The organism is Sedimentitalea todarodis (assembly GCF_032595355.1).
GTDB lineage: Bacteria > Pseudomonadota > Alphaproteobacteria > Rhodobacterales > Rhodobacteraceae > Sedimentitalea > Sedimentitalea todarodis.
In genome coordinates this window covers 264426-286766 of the sequence record NZ_JASMWN010000001.1, presented here as the reverse complement: position 1 = coordinate 286766, position 22341 = coordinate 264426, and the positions used below count along the sequence as shown (strand labels likewise).

Annotated in this window: 23 protein-coding genes; 9 read left to right on the top strand and 14 right to left on the bottom strand. The window is 60.7% G+C overall.

What is annotated here, in order from left to right:
• The first annotated feature begins 5 nt into the window (after positions 1–5).
• Complete coding sequence (accC, locus tag QO231_RS01395) at positions 6–1358, top strand: acetyl-CoA carboxylase biotin carboxylase subunit (protein ID WP_316772408.1); 1353 nt, start codon at positions 6–8, stop codon at positions 1356–1358.
• A gap of 35 nt (positions 1359–1393) precedes the next feature.
• Positions 1394–2026, top strand: coding sequence for a leucyl/phenylalanyl-tRNA--protein transferase (gene aat, locus QO231_RS01390; protein ID WP_316772405.1), 633 nt, complete (start codon positions 1394–1396; stop codon positions 2024–2026).
• Here aat and QO231_RS01385 read toward each other — a convergent pair.
• Genes QO231_RS01385 through QO231_RS01375 form a run of 3 tightly spaced genes read right to left on the bottom strand, consistent with a single transcriptional unit; the run spans position 1990 to position 3216 of the window.
• Positions 1990–2355 (bottom strand): DUF2155 domain-containing protein, encoded by a 366-nt coding sequence (locus QO231_RS01385; protein ID WP_316773062.1) that lies wholly within the window; start codon positions 2353–2355, stop codon positions 1990–1992. The genes aat and QO231_RS01385 overlap by 37 nt on opposite strands.
• Positions 2355–2807 carry an outer membrane lipid asymmetry maintenance protein MlaD gene (mlaD, locus tag QO231_RS01380; protein WP_316772403.1) on the bottom strand — a complete coding sequence of 151 codons (453 nt, stop codon included), beginning with the start codon at positions 2805–2807 and terminating at the stop codon, positions 2355–2357. The genes QO231_RS01385 and mlaD overlap by 1 nt, the downstream gene beginning before the upstream one ends.
• A 25-nt stretch (positions 2808–2832) precedes the next feature.
• A complete protein-coding gene (locus QO231_RS01375; protein WP_316772400.1) occupies positions 2833–3216 on the bottom strand; it encodes an NADH:ubiquinone oxidoreductase subunit NDUFA12 in 384 nt (127 codons plus the stop codon).
• A 280-nt stretch (positions 3217–3496) separates the two neighbouring features.
• Here QO231_RS01375 and QO231_RS01370 point away from each other — a divergent pair, with 280 nt between their 5' ends.
• The 4 genes from QO231_RS01370 to QO231_RS01355 all read left to right on the top strand — a co-directional run bounded on the left by QO231_RS01370 (position 3497) and on the right by QO231_RS01355 (position 6646).
• Complete coding sequence (locus QO231_RS01370; RefSeq protein ID WP_316772397.1) at positions 3497–4375, top strand: S-methyl-5'-thioadenosine phosphorylase; 879 nt, start codon at positions 3497–3499, stop codon at positions 4373–4375.
• Positions 4376–4730: 355 nt separating this feature from the next.
• Positions 4731–5360 (top strand): LysE family translocator, encoded by a 630-nt coding sequence (locus tag QO231_RS01365; protein ID WP_316772394.1) that lies wholly within the window; start codon positions 4731–4733, stop codon positions 5358–5360.
• Between the two features lie 68 nt (positions 5361–5428).
• Entirely contained in the window at positions 5429–5968 is a 540-nt protein-coding gene (locus QO231_RS01360; protein WP_316772391.1) for an adenine phosphoribosyltransferase, read from the top strand.
• Between the two features lie 198 nt (positions 5969–6166).
• Complete coding sequence (locus tag QO231_RS01355; protein WP_316772389.1) at positions 6167–6646, top strand: fasciclin domain-containing protein; 480 nt, start codon at positions 6167–6169, stop codon at positions 6644–6646.
• Between the two features lie 78 nt (positions 6647–6724).
• Here the strand turns inward: QO231_RS01355 and QO231_RS01350 are convergent, their stop codons facing one another.
• The 11 genes from QO231_RS01350 to coxB all read right to left on the bottom strand — a co-directional run bounded on the left by QO231_RS01350 (position 6725) and on the right by coxB (position 16482).
• A complete protein-coding gene (locus QO231_RS01350) occupies positions 6725–8140 on the bottom strand; it encodes an FAD-binding oxidoreductase (RefSeq protein WP_316772387.1) in 1416 nt (471 codons plus the stop codon).
• A gap of 21 nt (positions 8141–8161) precedes the next feature.
• On the bottom strand, positions 8162–8989 hold the full coding sequence (locus QO231_RS01345; protein WP_394356557.1) for an MBL fold metallo-hydrolase: 828 nt from the start codon (positions 8987–8989) through the stop codon (positions 8162–8164).
• Between the two features lie 77 nt (positions 8990–9066).
• Positions 9067–9651: a GNAT family N-acetyltransferase gene (locus QO231_RS01340; RefSeq protein WP_316772380.1), complete on the bottom strand. Its 585-nt coding sequence runs from the start codon at positions 9649–9651 to the stop codon at positions 9067–9069.
• 10 nt (positions 9652–9661) lie between these two features.
• The gene (locus QO231_RS01335; RefSeq protein ID WP_316772377.1) at positions 9662–10924 is read right to left on the bottom strand and encodes a M16 family metallopeptidase; all 1263 of its coding nucleotides are present in this window, start codon (positions 10922–10924) and stop codon (positions 9662–9664) included.
• Positions 10921–12309 (bottom strand): threonine synthase, encoded by a 1389-nt coding sequence (gene thrC / locus QO231_RS01330; RefSeq protein ID WP_316772374.1) that lies wholly within the window; start codon positions 12307–12309, stop codon positions 10921–10923. The genes QO231_RS01335 and thrC overlap by 4 nt, the downstream gene beginning before the upstream one ends.
• Entirely contained in the window at positions 12306–12986 is a 681-nt protein-coding gene (locus QO231_RS01325; protein WP_316772371.1) for an SURF1 family protein, read from the bottom strand. The genes thrC and QO231_RS01325 overlap by 4 nt, the downstream gene beginning before the upstream one ends.
• Positions 12987–13079: 93 nt before the next feature.
• Positions 13080–13892: a cytochrome c oxidase subunit 3 gene (locus QO231_RS01320; RefSeq protein ID WP_316772368.1), complete on the bottom strand. Its 813-nt coding sequence runs from the start codon at positions 13890–13892 to the stop codon at positions 13080–13082.
• Between the two features lie 23 nt (positions 13893–13915).
• Positions 13916–14494: a cytochrome c oxidase assembly protein gene (locus QO231_RS01315; protein WP_316772365.1), complete on the bottom strand. Its 579-nt coding sequence runs from the start codon at positions 14492–14494 to the stop codon at positions 13916–13918.
• Positions 14494–14658 carry a hypothetical protein gene (locus QO231_RS01310; protein ID WP_316772362.1) on the bottom strand — a complete coding sequence of 55 codons (165 nt, stop codon included), beginning with the start codon at positions 14656–14658 and terminating at the stop codon, positions 14494–14496. Before QO231_RS01310 ends, QO231_RS01315 begins: the two co-directional genes overlap by 1 nt.
• Positions 14655–15596, bottom strand: a complete 942-nt coding sequence (gene cyoE / locus QO231_RS01305) for a heme o synthase (protein WP_316772359.1) — start codon at positions 15594–15596, stop codon at positions 14655–14657. The genes QO231_RS01310 and cyoE overlap by 4 nt, the downstream gene beginning before the upstream one ends.
• Positions 15597–15642: 46 nt before the next feature.
• Positions 15643–16482: a cytochrome c oxidase subunit II gene (coxB, locus tag QO231_RS01300; protein ID WP_316772357.1), complete on the bottom strand. Its 840-nt coding sequence runs from the start codon at positions 16480–16482 to the stop codon at positions 15643–15645.
• 179 nt (positions 16483–16661) lie between these two features.
• Here coxB and tldD point away from each other — a divergent pair, with 179 nt between their 5' ends.
• From tldD to topA, 3 genes are all read left to right on the top strand, one after another.
• Positions 16662–18083, top strand: a complete 1422-nt coding sequence (tldD, locus tag QO231_RS01295; protein WP_316772354.1) for a metalloprotease TldD — start codon at positions 16662–16664, stop codon at positions 18081–18083.
• A gap of 259 nt (positions 18084–18342) precedes the next feature.
• A complete protein-coding gene (gene dprA / locus QO231_RS01290) occupies positions 18343–19494 on the top strand; it encodes a DNA-processing protein DprA (RefSeq protein WP_316772352.1) in 1152 nt (383 codons plus the stop codon).
• Positions 19495–19727: 233 nt separating this feature from the next.
• Positions 19728–22337: a type I DNA topoisomerase gene (topA, locus tag QO231_RS01285; protein WP_316772349.1), complete on the top strand. Its 2610-nt coding sequence runs from the start codon at positions 19728–19730 to the stop codon at positions 22335–22337.
• Positions 22338–22341 lie beyond the last annotated feature (4 nt).

Here is a 22341-nt window from a genome sequence, read left to right as displayed (position 1 = left end):
ATCTCATGTTTGACAAGATCCTAATTGCCAATCGCGGGGAAATCGCCTTGCGTGTGGTCCGTGCAGCGCGCGAAATGGGCATTGCCTCGGTCGCGGTTCATTCCACCGCCGACAGCGATGCGATGCATGTGCGCATGGCCGATGAATCGATCTGTATCGGTCCGCCGCCCAGCAGCCAGAGTTATCTGTCGCTGCCCGCGATCATCTCGGCCTGTGAAATTACCGGAGCGCAGGCGATCCATCCCGGCTATGGCTTTCTGTCTGAGAACGCAAATTTCGTGCAGATCGTCGAAGATCACGGCCTGACCTTTATCGGCCCCACCGCCGAACACATCCGCGTCATGGGCGACAAGATCACTGCCAAGGACACGATGAAGGCACTCGGCGTGCCTTGCGTGCCCGGCAGCGAAGGCGGCGTGCCTGATCTGGCCACCGCCAAACGGATCGGTGAAGAGGTCGGCTATCCGGTGATCGTCAAGGCCACGGCAGGTGGCGGCGGCAAAGGCATGAAAGTGGCTGCAACCGCCGCCGACACGGAGCGCGCCTTTCAAACCGCCCGCGCCGAAGGCAAGAGCAACTTTGGCAATGACGAAGTCTATATCGAGAAATACCTGACCACCCCGCGCCACATCGAAATTCAGGTGTTTGGCGATGGCAAGGGGACGGCCGTGCATCTGGGCGAGCGGGATTGCTCGTTGCAGCGGCGGCACCAGAAGGTTTTCGAGGAGGCCCCCGGCCCCGTGATTTCCGCCGAAGAACGCGCCCGGATCGGCAAGGTCTGTGCCGATGCGGTTGCCAAGATCAACTATATCGGCGCCGGCACCATCGAGTTTCTCTATGAGAACGGGGAGTTCTATTTCATCGAGATGAACACCCGTTTGCAGGTCGAGCACCCCGTCACCGAGAGTATTTTCGGCGTCGATCTCGTGCGCGAACAGATTCGGGTGGCCTCGGGGCTGCCGATGTCCTTTGGACAGGATGATCTGGTCATCAATGGCCACGCGATCGAAGTGCGGATCAATGCCGAGAAACTGCCAAACTTCTCGCCCTGCCCCGGCAAGATTACCCAGTATCACGCGCCCGGCGGATTGGGTGTGCGGATGGATTCGGCACTCTATGACGGCTATTCGATCCCACCCTATTACGACAGCCTGATTGGCAAGCTGATCGTCCATGGCCGCGATCGCCCCGAAGCCTTGGCGCGTTTGAACCGGGCATTGGGGGAACTGATTGTCGACGGGGTAGACACAACCATTCCTCTGTTCCGGGAGTTGCTCGTTGAACCGGATATCCACAGCGGCAATTACAACATTCACTGGCTTGAGCACTGGCTGGAAACCAATTTGGCCGACGGATAGGCTCCGATCGGCTCAACCGCTCTGATGAGGCGCGGATGACTCTGACACCCGAGCTTTTGTTGCGTGGCTATACCATCGGAATATTTCCGATGGCCGAGCACCGCGATGATGCCGAGATATTCTGGGTAGACCCCAAGCGTCGTGGCATCATGCCGCTGGACGGCTTTCACATATCGCGAACCCTGCGCCGCCGCCTTCTGCGGTGCGGGTTTACCATCTGCATTGATACTGCGTTTGCCGCAGTCGTCGATGGCTGCGCGGATCGGGCCGAAACCTGGATCAACGCAGAGATTCGCCGGCATTACATCGCGCTGTACGAAGCCGGATATGCACATTCCCTCGAGGTGTGGGACGGCGCGGACCTGGTTGGCGGGGTTTACGGCGTGACGGTTGGTGCAGCCTTCTTTGGCGAAAGCATGTTTTCGCGGCGGACGGACGCCTCAAAGATCGCACTTGCCTATCTGGTGGATCGTCTTCGACAGGCCGGATTTCAACTGTTTGACACCCAATTCCTGACCGAGCACCTGGCATCGCTCGGCGCAGTGGAAATCCCTCGTGGGGACTATCACGAACGCCTTGACCAAGCGATTGGCCAGCCCGCCAACTTCTCCGGACCGCCGGTTCCCTCCGCTCAGGACGTGATACAGCGCAATACCCAGACGTCATAGCGGCTGTGATCCAGCGCGTTCAGTGCCGGGGCAGATGCAATCATCCAGCCCTGGAAGTCGACATCGGATGCGCCGATATCGCGGATGATCAGAAAGGCGAAGGCATCCCCGGTCGGGTTGTCCGCCGGATAGCGGCAATCGGCAAGTTCAACCGTGAGGCCGAATGCATCCGCTGCCCCTCCGGAGCGCACCGTGACATCGATCGTTTTCCCGTCGACCTTGTCCAGCGCGCGCAGCACTGCACCTGCCGCCGATACGGCATTCTGATGCTGAGCCGCCGCCGGAAGCGCGACAAGGGCACACAGCGCCAGGGCCAACAGGTTGCGGATCACTCGTCGCCTCCGCTGCCCGCCACAAACTTGACCAGCAAGGAAATCAGGCTGACCGCACCCTGGGTGTCTTCGATCGCTGCTCCGGGCTCGAAAAAGAACGGTGATCCGCCGGGCATGATCTCGACGAAGTTGCCACCAAGAAGCCCCTCGGATGACACCACCACAGCGCTGTCATCAGGCACCGGAACGCCTTCGAGTACGGAAAACGTAGTGTCGGCGCGGTACGTTTCGGGGTTCAGTTCCATTTTGGTCACTGTCCCGATCTTGACCCCGGCGAGGCGGACATCGGTGCCGACGCTGACCCCCTCGAGCGAGCGGAAACTGGCGTTCAGTTCATAACCCGTGCCTGTGCCGGACAGCCCCGTCGCCTGACCGGCATAGAGGGCAAAGGCCAGCGCTCCGGCCAGAACGGCGCCGCCGACGACGATTTCGGTTGTGTTGTGCGACATGTCGCGCTCCGTTGATTTGCCGAGCTTACTCGGGGCTCCACGCCTCGTAGTCGCGCCGTGGCGCAGGGTCCGCCCGGCGGAGCGATCCGGACGGCGCATAGGCAAGCGCGGTTCCGGTCAGGTTTTCATGGTACGGTTTTTGCCAGGGCTTGTGCACAAGGGGTTTGTCAGTTGGCGGTTCGTCCCAGGTATGGTGCAGCCAGCCATGCCAATCAGGATTGACCCGGCTTGCCTCGACTTCGCCATTGAAGATCACCCAGCGTTTGCTGTCGTCAGAGTTGCGGTAATAAACGTTGCCCTGCTCGTCATCACCCACCTTGATGCCCTTGCGCCAGGTAAAGATCTGCGTGTTCAGTGTCTGCCCGTTCCACCAGGTCACCGCGCGTAGTAAAGAGTTGAGAATGCCCATGCGTGCCTCCGCGAATTCGTTCCTGATATGACGCATCCCGAACCAAAGGTCCAGAGACAGCCGCCGCTCGGGCCACTGTGCCGCAATTGTCCGCCTTGCCGGCCTTGCCCGCCTCCGACACGGGCTCACGCCCGGATACTCACGTTCCCGTTGTTTCGTGGCTGCCGGCAGGTCGCATCCCGGTCGCAAGGGATCACCTCGAGACCATCCGCCGGGTTCACTGCTTGATTTCCGGGGCCAAGCTCGTCACCTTACCAACGCGAAAGCGATAGGGATTTTCATGACCAAGACCAGACTCGGTATCATCGGCGGCTCGGGACTCTACGACATAGACGGGCTTCAGGACGCGCAATGGCAACAGGTGGACAGCCCGTGGGGCACGCCGTCCGACGCCATTTTGACCGGGGTTCTGGACGGGGTCGATATGGCATTTCTTCCGCGCCACGGTCGCGGTCATGTGCATTCGCCCAGCACCGTCCCCTACCGTGCCAACATCGATGCGTTAAAACGGTTGGGCGTGACGGATGTGATAAGCGTGTCTGCCAGTGGTTCGTTCCGTGAGCAAATGACGCCCGGTGATTTCGTGATTGTGGATCAATTCGTCGACCGCACGTTTGCGCGCGAAAAGTCATTCTTCGGGATGGGCTGTGTCGGCCATGTGAGCCTTGCGCATCCAACCTGTCCTCGCCTTGGCGATGCCTGCGAAACAGCGGCGCGCAACGCTGGCATCACCGTGCATCGCGGCGGCACCTACCTCGCGATGGAGGGGCCGCAATTCTCGACGCTCGCCGAATCGCGCATGTACCGCGAAATCTGGGGCTGCGACGTGATTGGCATGACCAACATGCCCGAAGCAAAACTCGCCCGAGAAGCCGAACTTTGCTATGCGTCCGTCGCGATGATCACCGACTTTGACAGTTGGCACCCCGATCATGGCGAGGTTGATATCTCGGACATCATCGCAACGCTGACAGGCAACGCGGACAAGGCACGATCGCTTGTGCGCCGCCTGCCAGATCTTCTGGGTGCAGACCGCCAACCCTGCCCCCACGGCTGTGACATCGCGCTTGAACACGCGATCCTGACCGCGCCTGACGCGCGCGATCCTGACCTGGTGGCGCGGCTTGATGCTGTTGCTGGTCGTGTCTTGGCTCCCTGAGTCTTGGCTCGCTGAGTCTTGGCAGGAAATTACGTCGACTTATCCGTGTGAACATTCAAATCCAAGAAAAACGCATCACGGGCTTGCCAGTCGTTGGTCCTGTTCGAAGCGAGCTGACGCGGACAGGACAGTGTGACCGGCTCTGCCGACACAACCGCCGTCGGGTTCGGGGAACGAGACAAGGTAGCTCCCCCATGCCGACTGCTTTCCCGTTCTGGGAAGCCAAAGGCTGGAGCACGCTGGGGCGGCTGAAGTAATTCGACTGGATGCATGCGCAGGCAGTGAAACTGAGCTGAATCACTGGACAATTCCGATCTGGCGTGGTGCCTTGTCTCGTCTTGACATGGAGAAGACCTTGCCATTCGATCTCTGGCTCGCCTTTGCTGCGGCCTCCACTGCATTGTTGCTGATTCCCGGCCCGACCGTTCTGCTGGTGCTGAGCTACGCCCTGTCCAAGGGGCGCAGCGTCGCGCTGGCCTCGGCGAGCGGTGTTGCCCTGGGTGATCTCATCGCGATGAGCGCCTCGCTCGCCGGTCTGGGCGCACTTGTGGCAACCTCGGCGACCCTGTTCTCGATCCTGAAATGGGTCGGCGCGGCCTATCTCGTCTGGTTGGGCATCAAACTCCTGCGCAGTGCGCCAACCGAGGGGCTCGATACCATCAAGACCGAACGCGAGGTAACGCCGCGCAGTGTCTTTGCCCACGCTGCAGGCGTTACGGCGTTGAACCCGAAATCCATCGCGTTTTTCATCGCCTTTGTTCCGCAGTTCCTGCAGACCGGAGCGCCCATGCTTCCGCAGTTTGCCATTCTCATCAGCACCTTCGTCATCCTCGCGGCCATCAACGCACTTGCCTATGCGCTGCTGGCGGACAAGCTGCGGCAAACCGTGCGCAAGCCGGCGGTGATCACCGCCCTGACCCGAAGTGGCGGCGTGACACTGATCGGGATGGGCCTGTTTACCGCGCTTCTGCGCCGCCCGACCTGAACCCCCCGGTTGCACCGGGCCGCGCAATAGGCCAAACGCGTGGCGACCCAGAGAAAACGGAAGCCGTCATGCCCAGAAACACCACTGTCCGCGACTACATCCGGACAATCGTCGATTTCCCAAAGGAAGGGATCATGTTTCGCGACGTGACCACGCTGTTTGCCGACCCGCGCGGGTTTCGAATGGCGGTCGACCAGATGCTGCACCCCTATGCGGGCGAGCAGATCGACAAGGTTGTCGGGCTCGAGGCGCGGGGCTTCATCCTCGGCGGCGCAATTGCACATCAGCTCAGCGTGGGCTTTGTGCCGATCCGCAAGAAGGGCAAGCTGCCCGGCACCACGATCAGCCAAGACTACAAGCTGGAGTACGGCGAGGCGATTGTCGAAATCCACGACGATGCGATCCAGCCGGGGGAAAAGATCCTCGTGGTCGGCGATCTACTGGCCACCGGCGGAACTGCGGCTGCGGGCATCAAACTGATCGAGCGGCTGGGTGGAGAGATCATCAGTTGCGCCTTTATCATCGACCTGCCGGATCTTGGTGGGCGCAAAATTCTGGAAGAACTCGGCATGGATGTGCATGCGCTCTGCGCGTTTGAAGGCGATTGATCGCACCCGATCCGGACGAAATTGGAGACACTCAATCACAGTTTCTTGATTGGAAACGAAATGGCCCCGCTGCTTAGGCGTGAATAGCACCAGGTCAAGCCACACCGCATCTGAAAGTGGTTGATCCAGATCTGGTGGCAAGGCGTAAACCCTTCAATGTCACGTCCGGCATTGATCCATAGCCAGAGGTTTACGCCCATGTTTCGCAAGACAGCTCTCACCCTGACCGCCGCCATGATGATGGCCGGTGCCGCCTTTGCTGACGGCCATTCAAAGGATATCGTCGATACAGCCATTGGTGCCGATGATTTCAACACGCTCGTCGCCGCGGTTGAGGCCGCAGGTCTGGTCGATACCCTGAAGGGCGAAGGACCGTTCACGGTGTTTGCCCCAACTGACGCGGCGTTTGCAGCGCTGCCCGAAGGCACGGTCGAAACCCTTCTCAAACCTGAAAACAAGGACCAGCTGGTGGCAATCCTCACCTATCACGTCGTGCCAGGCAAGGTCATGTCCGGTGATCTGAGTGACGACATGACGGCCACCACCGTGCAGGGAAGCGATATCATGATCGACCTCGACAATGGCGTCATGGTCAACGACGCCACCGTCGTGTCGGCGGACATCGAAGCCGGGAATGGCGTCATTCACGTCATCGACAAGGTCATCATGCCTAAGTGAATGCGCACATCGTCGTGTGACGGCCCCTCATCTCGTCACGCACGATTGACCGGCGATCCGTATGGGTCGCCGGTTTCGTCAGATGCGCAGCACCGCACCGGGGTTCATGATGCCCTGTGGGTCAAGCGCCATCTTGATCGCGCGCATCGCCGACAGCTTGACCGGATCGCCGTATCTTTCAAGATCATCGACCTTGATCCGCCCGATCCCGTGTTCGGCACTGATGGAGCCATTAAAATCCGCGACAAGGTCATGGACCGCACGCTTGATCGCGCCGCCTTGATGCGAGTAATCCGCCCGGTCGGCACCCTTTGGCGGGAATACGTTGTAATGCAGGTTGCCGTCCCCGACATGCCCAAAGCAGTTGATGCGGAAGGTTCCGAACCCGGCTATTGTCTCGCGGCCTTTCTCGATGAAACCCGCCAGCGCCCCAAGCGGGATGGAAACATCATGGCTCGACACCGACCCGATCCGGCGATTGGCCTCGGGCATTTGTTCGCGAACGGCCCAGAAGCCATCGCGCTGCGCCTCCGACTGTGCAATGAGACCATCCAACACAAGGCCCTGTCCGAGCGCCACTTCAAACAGATTGGCCAACTGCTCTCGCGGATCCAGCGCCGCGATCAGGCCAAGCTCGATCAACACAGACCATTCTGGCGGATCGGGGAACGGCTGTCGAATGTCAGGCAGTGTTTCGCTCAGAAATTCCAAACCTTGCCGGTGCAGGAGTTCAAAGGCGCTGATGCCCTCGCCAAGCATGTCACGCGCGAGCGACAGAAGATCAATCGCAGCGCGCGGCGACGGAACGACAAGGATCGCGGTGCCGGTTGCCGCAGGGATCGGAGCAAGTTTGAGCGCAGCGGCGGTAATCACCCCAAGTGTCCCTTCGGACCCGATCAGCAGATTGCGCAAATCATAGCCGGTGTTATCCTTGCGCAGACGCGTCAACCCGTTCCAGATGCACCCGTCCGGCAAGACGGCCTCAAGGCCAAGGCACAGGTCGCGGGCATTGCCATAGCGCAGAACATTCACACCGCCGGCATTGGTCGCAAGATTGCCCCCGATCCGCGCAGAGCCCTCCGAGGCGAGCGACAGAGGAAACAGCCGGTCCGCCCCGCGCGCCGCTGCCTGCACGTCGGCCAGAACTGCACCGGCTTCGGTGACAATCACGTTTTCCTCGGGATGGACCGCGCGTATGTGCGCCATGCGTTCCAGCGACAGGATCAGGGGGGCGGGCCCTTCGGGCATCACCTGCGCCCCGACAAGCCCGGTTCCCCCACCATAGGGCACGACACCGACGCGCGCCGCATTGGCGGCCTTGATCAGCGCCGAGACCTCATGCGTGTTGTGCGGGCAGGCGAGCAGACCACCCTGCCCGTTCAGACGCCCGCGCGGTTCTTCCAGATAACGCGGTTCAACCGGGCGGAACACCGAGGTTGGCACCACACCATTCAGAGACGCCACAAAACTTTCATCGGCGGGATTGAGGCTCATCCGGCGCGTCCAGTGGTCGAATCAATTCTGATCGGACAGGTACTCCGATTGTAGGACCACGACCGTCGGTCGGTCCGGCAGATCCCGCAGCGAAAGTTCGATATGGGACTTACCGGGGCGCTGGATCGTGAATTCATCTGTCATGCCACCTAGAAATGAGTCGAGCGTGAAACCGTTGAACCAGTGCATCGGGATTACCACCGAGGACTTGAGCCGTTTCAGGATACTGATCATCTCGGGAAGCGGCAATGTCATACCGCCATCGACCGGGGCCATGACCACGTCCAGACGCCCGATTGCCGCGAATTGCTTCTCATTCGGAACGTGATGCAGATGGCCCAGGTGGCCGATGCACAGCCCCGCAACCTCGAAAATGAAGATCGAGTTGCCCTTTTCTTCGATACCGCTGAATTGCGAGCGGATATCGGTCGAGACGTTGCGCACCAGCATCTCGTCGAGATCGAGATAGTGTTCGATCCCTTCTCCGAACGGCCCCCATCCCGTCAGCACATGCGGTATCGCCGGGTCGGGAAACGCGGTCCAATGGGTTTCATGGGCGTGGTTCATGGTCACCACATCGGGAATCATGTTGGCACTGCCGACAAAGCCGGTGAAATCCGTGACCGCATTCAGCCCTCCGGGCGTTTGCAACAGAAAGCTGGCGTGGGCGATATAGGTCAGGCGTACCGAATATTCGGGCACCGGCTCTTGCCAGGCCGCCCTGTGCACGAAAGTCACGCCGGGCGTCGCATCCGCGATGGCGACACAGTGACTCGGGCGCCGCTCTTGCGCCTGCAGCGGCGCAATGCCTGAAAGCACAAGCATGAACAGAAGAGCGCGCATGACCATCATGACCCAAGAGGATAGACCGTGATCGCCGAAAGTCAGCCCCCTGCGCGGAGTTTTCGGAGGAAAGGAACCTGACTTTAACCCGCGTCGGTTCGCCCGCGCCGATCACTGCGCAGGGATGCATACAGCACGTGGGTGCGCCATCGCCCGTTGATCTGTAGATACGACTGCGCCACGCCTTCGTATTTGAACCCGGATTTTTCAAGCAGCCCGCGCGAGGCGGCGTTCTCGGGCAGGCAGGCGGCCTCAATCCTGCTGAGATCCAGTTGCGAAAACGCATAGTGCACCACCGCCCCGATGGCTTCGCGCATGTATCCCTGTCGCGCGAATGGCGCACCGGTCCAGTAGCCGAGCGTCCCGGCCTGTGCAGGTCCGCGCCTGATATTGTCCAGAGTGATCGCACCGACCAGACATTGATCGTCGCGCCGGTACAGGAACAGCGGCACCGCCGATCCGTTGCCGATGGACCGCTGTGCCCAATAGACGCGGTTGGTAAAGCCCTTGCGGCTCAGATGATCGGTGGCCCAGACCGGTTCCCACTGTGCCAGAAATTCACGGCTGTCCTGACGCATCGCGGCCCAGTCGCGAAAATCCGAATGCACCGGGGGGCGCAGGGTCAGACGCTCGGTCTCGAGCTTAAGTTTGCGTTTGACCAGAAGCATCAGACCGGCATCAGGCCGCGCGCCTTCCCTGCAGATCCGCCAATGTCGGCGCGCTGTCGATCGGCCCGTAGAGTGCAAGCGCCGCCGGGGCATTCGCCGCGATGGATTCGGCAAACTCGCGGACGTCGCCGGTGGATACCGCATCAATGCGGGCAACGGTGTCATCCAGTGGCGGCACCACGTCCCAGATCTGGACCAGCCGCGCCAATCTCTCAGCCCGGTTGGAGGGGCTTTCCAGCCCCATCAGCATCCCGGCCTTCATCTGGGCACGGGCACGCGCGACTTCCTGAGGGCTCATGTCTTCGGTGGCGCGTTTCATCTCGTCAAAGGTGATCTGCGCCAGTTCGCCAATCTGCGCTGCACTTGTTCCTGCATAGATCGTGGTCGTTCCGGTATCGGCGTAGGCACCGTTCTGGGCAAAGATCGTGTAGCAGAGTCCGCGCTTTTCCCGAATTTCCTGAAACAGGCGCGAAGACATTCCGCCGCCCATCGCACTGGAATAGATATGGGCCGTATAGATCGCGTCGTCCCGGTAGCCGGGGCTTTCGAAGGCGAGCGCAAAATGTGCCTGTTCCAGTGCCTTGGACCGTCGGGTCTCGCCGCCGGTGAACCGCGCGGTTTCGGCGGCAATATCCGGTTTCGGCTGCAGGTGACCGAACAGCTCTTCTGCCATGCGCACGATTTCGGCATGATCGACCGCACCGGCCGCTGACAGGATCATCTGGCCGGGTCCGTAATGCTCCGCAACGAAATCAGACAGGTCCTCGCGCGAGAAACTGCTGACCCGCTCAGCCGGCCCCAGGATCGTGCGGCCCAATGGCTGATCGCGAAAGCTCTCTTCCTGCAACCAGTCGAAAATCACGTCGTCGGGCGTGTCGTGGGCCTGTCCGATCTCTTGCAGGATCACGCCGCGTTCGACCTCGATCTCGTTCGGATCAAAGATCGGATTCAGCACGATATCGGCAATTACATCCATCGCCAGCGGTACGTCGTTTTGCAGGACCCGGGCGTAATAAGCCGTGACTTCGCGGCTGGTATAGGCGTTGATATAGCCGCCCACGTCCTCGATGGCCTCGGCGATCTGTACCGCTGTACGCCTGCGAGTGCCCTTGAACGCCATGTGTTCCAGGAAATGCGCGATGCCGTTCTGTTCGATCCGCTCGTGACGTCCGCCAGCGGACACCCAGATACCGATGGCGGCGGATTGCAGGCCCGGCATGTGTTCGCTGACAATGCGAAAGCCGTTGGCCATGGTGTGTTGCTCAACCGTCACTTGGCGATATGTCCTTTGATAAAGTCCTTCATGGCACCCAGATCATTGGCGATCCGGGTCACCCGTTCGGGCCTGTCATACAGATCCGACATGCGCGGGGGAAGAGGTGGATGAATGCCGCTGGCCTGTTCGACAGCAGCGGGGAATTTCGCTGGATGCGCGGTGGCGAGCGTGATCATCGGCACATCCACTGCGCGGTGTTCGTTGGCGACCTTCACCCCAACTGCGGAATGCGGACACAGAAGCTCGGTGCTTTGGGTAAGAGTTGCCTTGATGGTCTGCAGTGTCTCGTCTTCCGACGCGCGTCCCGATGCGAATTGCTCCTGCAGAAAGCCAAGCGCGCCCTGGGATACATCAAAACCGCCTTGCTTGAGCTCTTCCATCAATTGCGACACGGCACCCCCATCGCGGCCATAGGCGTCAAACAGAACGCGTTCGAAATTGGAACTGACCTGGATATCCATCGACGGGCTGATCGACGGATGAGTCGGCCCCTTGTGATAGCCCTGCCCGCCAAGGCAGCGGTGCAGGATATCGTTCTGGTTGGTCGCGACGACCAGCTGGTCGATGGGCAGGCCCATCTGTTTGGCGATGTAGCCCGCAAAGATGTCACCAAAGTTTCCGGTTGGAACGGTAAAGCTGATCCTGCGCTGCGGTGCGCCCAGGCTGACGGCAGAACTGAAATAATAGACCACCTGCGCCAGAACCCGCGCCCAGTTGATCGAATTGACACCGGCAAGTTTGACTCTGTCGCGAAAGTCGAAATCGTTGAACATATCCTTGAGCGCGGCCTGGCAATCATCAAAATCGCCATCCACCGCGAGCGCGTGCACGTTTGCCTCGGTCGGCGTGGTCATCTGACGGCGCTGCACTTCGCTGACGCGACCGTGCGGGAACAGGATGAACACATCCACGTTGGACAGGCCCCTGAACGCCTCGATGGCCGCAGAGCCGGTGTCGCCGCTGGTGGCGCCAACGATCGTGACCCGATCACCGCGCCGCGTCAGCGCCGCCTGAAACAGTTGACCGATCAACTGCATCGCAAAGTCCTTGAAGGCGAGGGTCGGGCCGTGAAACAGTTCGAGCAGGAAATGGTTGGGCGCGAGTTGCACCAGCGGTGCCCGTGCGGCGTGACCGAACCCGGCATAGGCACGGTCGATGATGGCGCGAAACTCCGCGTCGGTGAACGTGTCACCGATAAACGGCCGCATGATGCGATACGCGGTTTCTTCATAGCTGAGGCCGGAAAGGGCGGCGATCTCCTCTGGCGTCATCTGCGGCACATTGGCCGGTACATAGAGACCGCCATCGCGGGCCAGACCAGACAGCATTGCCTCTTCAAAGCTCAGTTCAGGCGCGGTGCCGCGCGTGGAGATGTATTTCATTGGCCTCGGCTCTCGGGTTTCGCGCGGGTGCGCCACAGGAAATAGGTGGTCATCGCAGCCCAGATCAGGGCCAGTGAAAACCAGGTGATGGCGTACTGCAAGTGATCGTTGGGAATTCCCACGGTATCAACGGGCAGCGGCGTGATGTCTGGATCGGAAACAGATCGCGCAATCAGTAAAACAGGTTCGGTGCCCAGTGCCGCCGCCATGCGTGGAACATCGCGCGCAAACCAGGTATTTCCGGCCACGTCAGGCTCGGGCGTGTAACTGTCGATTTCATCGGGCCAATGCAGGTTGCCGACAACGGTCATGTGGCCGGTCAGGCGGGTCGCAGTCTTGTCTTCGGTCGCGACAAAGCCGCGATCAAGCAGGATCAGGCGGCCATCGTCGGTTTGAAACAGAGCAATGATGCGATAGCCGGGACCGACATGTTTGACCGACACCAGCACATGCAGTTCGGCGTCGGACATCGTGCCGGATACCATCACCGGCATGTATTTATCTGCTTCGGGGTCCGGGGTCATTGGCAATGACGCAGGCTCCGCTGAAATACGGCTGTCGATCTCGGCAAGAACATCCTGCTTCCAGCTCAGCCGCTGAATCTGCCAGGTCCCGAGCGAAATCAGGATTCCGAACCCGGCCAAGCCAAAGAACACCAGAAAGACAGCACGAGCCATTGCCGCGAACACCCTCGAAAACGAGATGGCGCGCGGATCACCCGCGCGCCATGCTTGTTACGTTCTGTCAGCGGATTTTCAACCGCAATCGACCTAGCCCAGGTGCGCAGTGCCCCAGATGTAGACGACGAAGAACAGGAACAGCCAAACCACGTCCACAAAGTGCCAGTACCAGGCTGCGGCCTCGAACCCGACATGCTGTTTCGGAGTGAAATCGCCGCGGATTGCACGGATCAGGCAAACGAACAAGAAGATCGTGCCGATGATCACGTGAAAGCCGTGAAATCCAGTCGCCATGAAGAAGTTCGAATAGAAGATGTCTTCGCCAAACTTCCAGCCTTCATGCAGCAGGTGCATGTATTCATAAGCCTGCAGTCCGGTGAATGCGATACCCAGAACGACGGTCAGTGCCAGGCCAGCGATCAAATCCTTGCGCACATTACCATGCACAAGCGCGTGGTGCGCCCAGGTCACCGTGCAGCCCGACAGCAGCAGGACAACGGTGTTGATCAGGGGCAGGCTGAACGGGTCAACCGGGTAGATGGCGGGAATGACGTATTCGCTGCCCTCATATTCATGCATCGAATAGATCAGGTGCTTGAACACCGACCAGAACCACGCCGCGAAAAACATCACTTCGGACATGATAAACAGGATGAACCCATAGCGCAGGCCGATTTGGACCACCGGGGTATGATCACCGATATGGCTCTCATGCACCACTTCGGACCACCAGCCGAACATTGTGTAGAGAACGCCAACGAGGCCGATCCAGAACAGGTACGGCGTGACCGCGTGCATCCACAGAACGGCGCCAAACAACATGGCGAACCCGAACAGGGCGCCCAGCAGCGGCCAGATGGAAGGGTGCAGAATGTGGTAGTCGTGATTCTTTGCGTGTGCCATTGAGTGTCCCTTACCTTGCGGCGTTAGTTCGTATTGTTGGTGCCTGCCTCGGTCGCGAGGGCGGCATAGCCCTCGGGCAGGTCGATTTCGTAGAAAGTGTACGACAACGTGATCGAATGCACGTATTTTGCATCCCGATCCGTGACGATTTCCGGATCGACAAAAAATGTCACCGGCATCTGCACCCGTTCACCGGGTTCCAGTACCTGTTCCGTGAAACAGAAACAGTCGATCTTGTTGAAGAAGCCACCGGCTTCAAAGGGGAAGACGTTGTAGCTCGCCTGCCCCGCAACCGGGTGGTCGGTCGGGTTGTAGGCCTCGTAGAACGCAAGGCCGGTTTCGCCGATCCTGATTTCCATCTCCCGCTCGACCGGCTTGAAGATCCACGGCATGTCGCGTTCAAGCGACGCGTCGAACTTGATCTTGATGGTTTGATCCAGAATGGCCTGTGATCCATCGCTGGCGACAACGGTGGTCCCACCAAACCCGGTGACACGGCAAAACCAGTCGTAGAACGGCACCGACGCCCAGGAAAGCGCGCCCATGGTGACAACGACTGCCACCAGTTGCACGACGGTCTTCTGCGGGGCCGCCAGTGCCATCAGTTCTGGCCCTCCGACGCGGTCACGGGCTCGAAATCGCCACGTGTTACCTTGACGACCGTCAGGCCGAACACGATCACGACAAACGCCACAAGGGCGAGCCCGACACCCAGGTTCCGACCGAACCGGCGCTGGTGAATTTCGTGGGTTGTCCGAATACTCATCCCCAGCCTCCCAGACCATATGGACGCAGCAGCGCCTCGATCAGGATCGCCCCGAAATGCACGAACAGATACCAGAGCGACAGCCGGAAGAACGCACGCTCCACCGCGAAATTGTCAGCTTCTGACGCATCTTCGTCACGCCGCCAGATGCGCAGCGCACCGCGCAGGAACATCAGGTTCACAACAACCGATGTCGCCAGGTAAATCGGGCCGCCGATGGCCGTAAAGGCCGCACCGAGCGCCAGCACCGACAACAGAACGGTGTAGACCAGAATATGCTGTCGTGTGGCCCGGCGGCCATGGGTGACGGTCAACATCGGCACACCCGCATCGTCATAGTCGCTGCGCATGAACAGCGCGAGCGCCCAGAAATGGGGCGGAGTCCACATGAAAACCAGCGCAAACATCAGCCAGGGCTCGACCGCCATCGTTCCGGTTGCGGCCAGCCAGCCGATCACCGGCGGGAAGGCACCCGCAGCACCGCCGATGACGATATTCTGCGGTGTCAGCCGCTTGAGCCACATGGAATAGACGACGACATAAAAGAAGATGGTGAAGGCCAGCATGGCACCGGCCATCGGGTTGGTTGCCAGGGTCAGCATCGTCACCGACAGCGCCGACAGGGCAAGACCAATGGCAAGGGCATCGGACCCGGTGACCTTGCCGGACGGGATCGGACGCTTGCGGGTCCGCTTCATCACGCTGTCGATATCCGCGTCCCACCACATGTTCAGCGCGCCGGATGCGCCTCCGCCCAGGGCAATGAACAGGATCGCGCAAAAGCCGACCATCGGATGAACGGGAACAGGTGCTGCAAGCAGACCGACAAAGGCCGTGAACACGACGAGCGTCATCACACGCGGCTTTAGCAGCGCAAAGAAGTCACCAAAGCTGGCCTCGTCCTCGCGGATGGCACTATTGATGCTGACGTCGCTCATCGCGGGCCCCTTGCCGAAGCGGGCGGGAACACCCCGCCCTTCACTCTCAGTTGGATGCCAGTGTCACGCTGCGAGGCGCGCCGGCATATTCTTCGATGGCACCGGTCAGCCATTCCTCATACGCCTCTTCGCTAACCACCTTTACGGTGATCGGCATATAGGCATGGTCCTTGCCGCAGAGTTCCGAACATTGGCCAAAGTAGATACCTTCTTTTTCGGCCGCGAACCACAGTTCGGCCAGACGACCGGGAACCCCGTCCTGCTTGACGCCAAAGGCCGGGATGGTCCACGCGTGGATCACATCGGCACCGGTGACCTGCATCACGATAGTCTTGCCGACAGGCACAACAACGGCGGTATCCGTGGCCAGCAGATACTCGTCCTGGCCATAGCCGTATTCTTCGAGTTCGTCACGTTCCAGTTTGAAGCTCTCGAAGCCAAATTCGTGATCGACGTATTCATAGCCCCAGTACCACTGATATCCGGTCACCTTGATGGTGATGTCGGCCTCGGGGATTTCCTGTTGTTTGAACAGAACCGGCAGGCTGAATGCACCGATGAAGATCAGGATCACGATCGGCACGACCGTCCACGCCACTTCCAGTGGTGAATTGTGGGTAAACTTGGCCGGCGTCGGGTTTGCGCGGCGGTTGAACCGCACGATCGCGTAGAGCAGCAGCGCTGTCACAAAGACGCAGATCACGGTGATGATGACCAGGATCAGCCAGTCCAGGGATTGCAAATCGTGCGCCAGTTCCGTCACGGCAGGCTGAAAGCCCGTCGCACCATCGACCGGCGCGCCGATGATCTCAAGCCCGTCCTGCGCCATCGCGGGGAGGACCGATAGAGAAGTAAAAAGCCCGGCGAGCGTAAAAGCGTTCTTCATGTTCTATCCTGATCGGTTGATCGAATTGTGGGGTTGGTACAGGTATGAATCACGGAGCGCACCTGACCCGTTGTATTTGCTGCCTGTAGAAATCATATTCCGCGAAGCAGATAAACCCATCAGATTGCGTCAAACAGCCGCTTTTTTTGATTCAGATCATATTACGAGGCCAGCCGCACATGCAAAACACTCCGTTTCGCCCGTTTGAGACCACCCTGCCGAGGGACGAAGCGCTGCGCGAACTGCGGGCCGCAACCGATGGCGCCGACGACGGCGAGATCTTTGCCGAGCGCCGCAAATCCGAGGCCCTGGTGTTTGATGACGGTCGCCTGCGCAGCGCAAGCTATGACGCATCCGAGGGATTCGGCCTGCGGGCGGTCAATGGCGAAGTCACCGGCTATGCCCATTCCACCGAGATGAACCTGAGCGCCCTGAAACGCGCGGCCCGGACCGCGCGTCTGGCCGTTGGCGCCGGCGGCGGTACCATGGCAGACGCGCCCGCACCGACGAACGCGCGGCTCTATACAGACGTGGACCCGACAACCGGACAGCCGTTTCCGGTGAAGATCGACACCCTGCGCGAGATCGACGCCTTTGCCCGCGATCTCGATCCGCGTGTGGTGCAGGTCTCCGCGACGCTTGCCGCAACATGCCAAGAGGTCGAAATTCTGCGGCCCGACGGTGTACAGGTCCGCGATGTCCGCCCGATGACGCGGGTCAATGTCTCGGTGATCGTCGAGCAGGATGGCCGCCGCGAGACCGGCAGCGCCGGAGGCGGTGGGCGCATCGGGCTTGAAGGGCTGATCGCTCCGGAGGACTGGCAGGCGAAAACGCGCGAGGCATTGCGCATCGCGCTTGTCAATCTTGATGCAGTTCCGGCACCCGCCGGTGTCATGGATGTGGCGCTTGGCCCGGGTTGGCCCGGCATCCTGCTGCACGAGGCGATCGGCCACGGCTTGGAGGGCGACTTCAATCGCAAAGGTGCCAGCGCGTTTGCCGGGCTGATGGGTAAACAAGTCGCCGCACGGGGCGTGACCGTGCTGGATGATGGCACGATACCGGACCGGCGCGGCTCGATCACGGTCGATGACGAGGGCACGCCGTCGCGGCGCAATGTCCTGATCGAGGATGGCATTTTGGTGGGCTATATGCAGGATCGCCAGAACGCCCGGCTGATGGGCGTTGCCGCCACCGGGAATGGACGGCGGCAAAGCTATGCCCATGCGCCGATGCCCCGGATGACCAACACCTACATGATGGGCGGAGAGGCGGACCCCGCTGACCTTGTGTCCGAAATCAAGGATGGCATTTGGGCCGTTGGCTTTGGCGGCGGCCAGGTCGACATCACCAGCGGCAAGTTCGTGTTTTCCTGCACCGAGGCCTATCGGGTCGAAAACGGCAAGGTCGGCGCGCCGGTCAAGGGCGCGACGCTGATCGGTGACGGGGCAACGGCGCTCACCCGGATCCGGGGTCTTGGCAATGACATGCAGCTTGATCCGGGCATGGGCAATTGCGGCAAGGAAGGCCAATGGGTTCCGGTTGGCGTGGGCCAGCCTACCGTCCTGATCGGCGGGCTGACCGTGGGAGGCTCGGCGGCCTGAACAGGCCATCCGTCGGCCGCACCTGCCGGCCCTGCCCCGAAAACTCGCAGACCGGACGCGCACAGATCATGTTGAGACGATCTCAGTGCTGAGATGATCGTCAATATCAATCGTCGTCATCCGTTGCCATCGGACGCCTTGGCGGTGCCAATCCGCCCATCACTGCATTTTCTCGAAAATCCGAAAAGAATTTTCCACGCTTTACGTCCTGTTAACTGACGCGACGCTACACCGGTCTGGCAACAAGGCGGAGCAACGGATGACCGAGGAAAGCAATTCTTCCACTCACCCCCCACTCCTACCCACCACGGAAGACGATCGGTTTGCGTGGCTTCGCCTTTTGCGCTCGCGCAGGGTCGGTATCACAACATTCTACCGCCTGTTGGCAGAGCATGGCACAGCGCAGAAGGCGCTGGCCGCGTTGCCCGAAGTGGCGCGCGCCGCCGGGGTTCAGGGCTATGAAATATGCCCTGCCGGTGTAATCGAAGCCGAAATCAAGGCCGCAAAAGCCGCGCGTGCGCGGCTTTTGTGCCTTGGCGATCCGGACTACCCTGTCCATCTGACTGATATTTCCGACGCGCCCCCCATGCTGTGGGCGGTTGGCGACACCTCCCTCTTGTCACGATCGACCGTCGCGCTTGTCGGTGCGCGCAACGCGTCGTCATTGGGCACCCGCATGGCGCGGGCCTTGGCCCATGAACTCGGCGAAAAAGGGTATTGCATCGCCTCCGGCCTTGCCCGCGGCGTTGATACGGCTGCGCATGTCGCCGCGATCGGCACCGGCACCATCGCCGTCATGGCTGGCGGGGTCGATGTTGTGTATCCAGCCGAGAATGGCGGGTTGGCACAGGATATCGCAAGCGCCGGTTTGCTGATCTCTGAACAACCCATAGGCACCACGCCGCAAGCCCGCCATTTTCCCAGCCGAAACCGGATCATTTCCGGCGTGGCGCAGGCGGTTGTCGTGGTCGAAGCTGCGGTGAAGTCGGGCAGCCTGATCACTGCGCGCGACGCCTTGGACCAGGGACGCGAAGTGTTCGCCGTGCCAGGCCATCCGTTTGATGCGCGCGCCTCGGGTTGCAACATGCTGATCCGGGATGGCGCGACCCTGGTGCGCAATGCGGATGACGTCATAGCCGCCCTTCCGCCCCTGATCACGCCGGCAACCCCGGTTCAGCGCGATATGCTGACCGATCTGCCCCCGCCGCCGCCGGAACGCAGGACACTGGCGCAAACGGCGACGCTGCACCAGCAGATCCTCTCGCGACTCGGCCCTTCCCCTGTCGCCGAAGACCAGTTGATTCGCGATCTTGAGGTGTCCGCAGGACATGTCGGCCCGGCTCTGGTTGATCTGGAACTTGACGGCAAGATCCGACGCCAATCCGGTGGCCTTCTATCGCTCGGCTCCTGACTGCGGGTCACGGTCGAATGGCGCACCGTCACGCCCGAAACAGCAAGCCCCGTGGTGATCGCATGCGCCTTGACAATCATCCGCTTTCGGCGACCCACCCTACCCGTTTGGACGGCACCGCGCAGGTCGATTTTCATGCGCCCAAATCACGCGGATTGACAATCAGGTCTTGCACCCCACATCTTGCCTCGCCATAGAACGCGCATCTTTCGCCGCATGAGGTTACTGTGTAAATGCCTGTAGTTGTTGTAGAATCACCAGCCAAAGCGAAAACGATCAATAAATATCTAGGCTCTGACTACACGGTTCTGGCGTCCTACGGGCATGTTCGGGACCTGCCCCCAAAGGATGGATCGGTCGATACCGAGCATGATTTCGAGATGAAATGGGAGGTGGCCAGCGACAGCAAGAAGCACGTCAAGGCCATCGCCGATGCGCTCGCGGAAGACAACGCCCTTATCCTCGCAACCGACCCGGATCGCGAGGGGGAAGCCATCAGCTGGCACCTGCAGGAAGCGCTCACCAAGCGCCGGTCGATCAAGAAGGACACCGCCGTATCGCGGGTCACCTTCAACGCGATCACCAAGGATGCCGTCACCCAGGCGATGAAAAACCCGCGTCAGGTCGACATGCCGCTGGTCGAGGCCTATCTTGCCCGCCGCGCATTGGATTACCTCGTGGGCTTCAACCTGTCCCCGGTGCTGTGGCGCAAGCTGCCCGGCGCGAAATCCGCTGGCCGCGTGCAATCGGTCAGCCTGCGTCTCATCGTCGAGCGCGAGATGGAGATCGAGGCGTTCCGCGCCCGCGAATACTGGTCGGTCAAGGCGCTGCTCGCCACGCCGCGTGGGCAGGAATTCGAGGCCCGGTTGACGGTCCTTGCGGGCAAGAAGCTCGACAAGTTCGATATCGAGAATGAAACACAGGCGGAACTGGCGGTTCAGGCCATCAGCAGCCGTGATCTGAGCATCACTTCGGTCGAAGCGAAACCGGCGAACCGCAATCCGAGCGCGCCGTTCATGACCTCGACCCTGCAGCAGGAAGCCAGCCGCAAATTCGGCATGGGCGCGCGGCAAACGATGAGCGTCGCGCAGCGGCTCTACGAGGCCGGACACATTACCTATATGCGGACCGACGGGATCGACATGGCCCCCGAGGCCGTGCACGCGGCGCGGGATGCGATCAAGGATCGATTTGGCAAGGAATACGTGCCCGACAGCCCGCGCATGTACAAGAACAAGGCCAAGAATGCGCAGGAAGCGCATGAATGTATCCGCCCGACGGATATGACCCAGGACGCTGCGGGGCTAAGGCTGACGGATGCGGATCAGCGCAAGCTCTATGATCTGATCTGGAAACGCACGCTGGCCTGCCAGATGGCCGCGGCCCGGCTGGAACGGACCAGCGTGGATATCGGCAGCAAGGACGGCCAGGTCGAATTGCGCGCCACCGGGCAGGTCCTGTTGTTTGACGGGTTCTTGCGGGTCTATGAAGAAGGGCGCGATGACGCGGTCGTCGATGATGATGACAAACGGTTGCCACAGATCACGGCCGGAGAGCCCGCCGACAAGCGCAGCGTGACTCCCGAGCAGCATTTCACCCAGCCTCCGCCCCGCTATACCGAGGCGACGTTGGTCAAGCGGATGGAAGAGTTGGGGATCGGCCGGCCGTCGACCTATGCCAGCATTGTCACGACAATCCAGGACCGGGGCTATGTGCTCAAGGAGAAGAACCGGTTGATCCCCGAAGACAAGGGTCGATTGGTGATCGCCTTCTTGCAGAACTATTTCCGCAAGTATGTCGGCTATGACTTTACCGCCGGTCTCGAGGACGAACTGGATCAGGTCAGTGCCGGTGAATCCGACTACAAGGCCGTGCTGAACCGGTTCTGGCGCGACTTTTCCGCCGCAATCGCCGAAACCAGCGAATTGCGCATCACCGAAGTGCTGGAAAAGATCAACGAGGTCCTGGAGCCGCACCTGTTCCCTCCGACCGAAGACGGAAGCGACCCACGCCTGTGCCCCAACTGCGGCGCCGGCCGTCTCAGCATGCGGACCGCGCGCTCCGGCGGGGCATTTATCGGCTGCTCGAACTACCCGGAATGCCGCTATACCCGTGCCTTCGGACCCCCGGGCGCGGAGGACGACGGCGCGATTCCGCCCGACGGCAAACTGTTGGGCGAAGATGGTGGCGACGAAATTCGCGTCTTCAAGGGCCGATTCGGGCCTTATGTCCAGCGCGGTGCCGTGACCGAAGAGAACAAGAAACCGCCGCGCCAGTCGGTGCCAAAGGATTGGCCCGCAGAAGATTTGGAACTGGACCGTGCGCTGATGCTGTTGTCGTTGCCGCGCCAGATCGGGCCACACCCCGAGGATGGCGTCATGGTCTGGGCGAATATCGGTCGCTATGGCCCCTACCTGAAACACGCCGAGAGCACCTCGGATCGCGGCGGCACAAACGCCAATCTGGAAAGCCTCGACGAGGTGTTCACCGTCGGCATGAACCGCGCGGTGCAGCTCTTGGCGGAAAAGGTCGCAAGCCGCGGACGCCGGGGGGGTGCGGCCAAGACCCTGCGCTCGTTGGGCGATCACCCTGACGAAGGCGGGCCGGTCGACATCATGGAAGGCAAGTATGGCCCCTATGTGAAATGGGACAAGATCAATGCCACCTTGCCAAAAGACACCGACCCGGATGCGTTCACGCTGGAACAGGCGATCGAACTGATTGCGGCAAAGGCCGCGACCAAAGGCAAGCGCAAGAAGCCGGCGGCCAGGGCAAAGAAGGCCCCTGCCAAAAAGGCCGCGACCAAGAAAACGACAACATCCAAGAAGTCGGCGGCCGAGTAGTATT

What these genes read in the sequence shown, in the direction of transcription:
- QO231_RS01370 (WP_316772397.1), top strand. Translation starts at nt 3,497, where the DNA reads ATGACCAAGACCAGACTCGGTATCATCGGCGGCTCGGGACTCTACGAC.
- aat (WP_316772405.1), top strand. Translation starts at nt 1,394, where the DNA reads ATGACTCTGACACCCGAGCTTTTGTTGCGTGGCTATACCATCGGAATA.
- coxB (WP_316772357.1), bottom strand. Translation starts at nt 16,482, where the DNA reads ATGAAGAACGCTTTTACGCTCGCCGGGCTTTTTACTTCTCTATCGGTC.
- topA (WP_316772349.1), top strand. Translation starts at nt 19,728, where the DNA reads ATGCCTGTAGTTGTTGTAGAATCACCAGCCAAAGCGAAAACGATCAAT.
- QO231_RS01355 (WP_316772389.1), top strand. Translation starts at nt 6,167, where the DNA reads ATGTTTCGCAAGACAGCTCTCACCCTGACCGCCGCCATGATGATGGCC.
- mlaD (WP_316772403.1), bottom strand. Translation starts at nt 2,807, where the DNA reads ATGTCGCACAACACAACCGAAATCGTCGTCGGCGGCGCCGTTCTGGCC.
- accC (WP_316772408.1), top strand. Translation starts at nt 6, where the DNA reads ATGTTTGACAAGATCCTAATTGCCAATCGCGGGGAAATCGCCTTGCGT.
- QO231_RS01350 (WP_316772387.1), bottom strand. Translation starts at nt 8,140, where the DNA reads ATGAGCCTCAATCCCGCCGATGAAAGTTTTGTGGCGTCTCTGAATGGT.
- QO231_RS01310 (WP_316772362.1), bottom strand. Translation starts at nt 14,658, where the DNA reads ATGAGTATTCGGACAACCCACGAAATTCACCAGCGCCGGTTCGGTCGG.
- QO231_RS01375 (WP_316772400.1), bottom strand. Translation starts at nt 3,216, where the DNA reads ATGGGCATTCTCAACTCTTTACTACGCGCGGTGACCTGGTGGAACGGG.
- cyoE (WP_316772359.1), bottom strand. Translation starts at nt 15,596, where the DNA reads ATGAGCGACGTCAGCATCAATAGTGCCATCCGCGAGGACGAGGCCAGC.
- tldD (WP_316772354.1), top strand. Translation starts at nt 16,662, where the DNA reads ATGCAAAACACTCCGTTTCGCCCGTTTGAGACCACCCTGCCGAGGGAC.
- QO231_RS01360 (WP_316772391.1), top strand. Translation starts at nt 5,429, where the DNA reads ATGCCCAGAAACACCACTGTCCGCGACTACATCCGGACAATCGTCGAT.
- thrC (WP_316772374.1), bottom strand. Translation starts at nt 12,309, where the DNA reads ATGAAATACATCTCCACGCGCGGCACCGCGCCTGAACTGAGCTTTGAA.
- QO231_RS01340 (WP_316772380.1), bottom strand. Translation starts at nt 9,651, where the DNA reads ATGCTTCTGGTCAAACGCAAACTTAAGCTCGAGACCGAGCGTCTGACC.
- QO231_RS01345 (WP_394356557.1), bottom strand. Translation starts at nt 8,989, where the DNA reads ATGGTCATGCGCGCTCTTCTGTTCATGCTTGTGCTTTCAGGCATTGCG.
- QO231_RS01325 (WP_316772371.1), bottom strand. Translation starts at nt 12,986, where the DNA reads ATGGCTCGTGCTGTCTTTCTGGTGTTCTTTGGCTTGGCCGGGTTCGGA.
- dprA (WP_316772352.1), top strand. Translation starts at nt 18,343, where the DNA reads ATGACCGAGGAAAGCAATTCTTCCACTCACCCCCCACTCCTACCCACC.
- QO231_RS01320 (WP_316772368.1), bottom strand. Translation starts at nt 13,892, where the DNA reads ATGGCACACGCAAAGAATCACGACTACCACATTCTGCACCCTTCCATC.
- QO231_RS01315 (WP_316772365.1), bottom strand. Translation starts at nt 14,494, where the DNA reads ATGGCACTGGCGGCCCCGCAGAAGACCGTCGTGCAACTGGTGGCAGTC.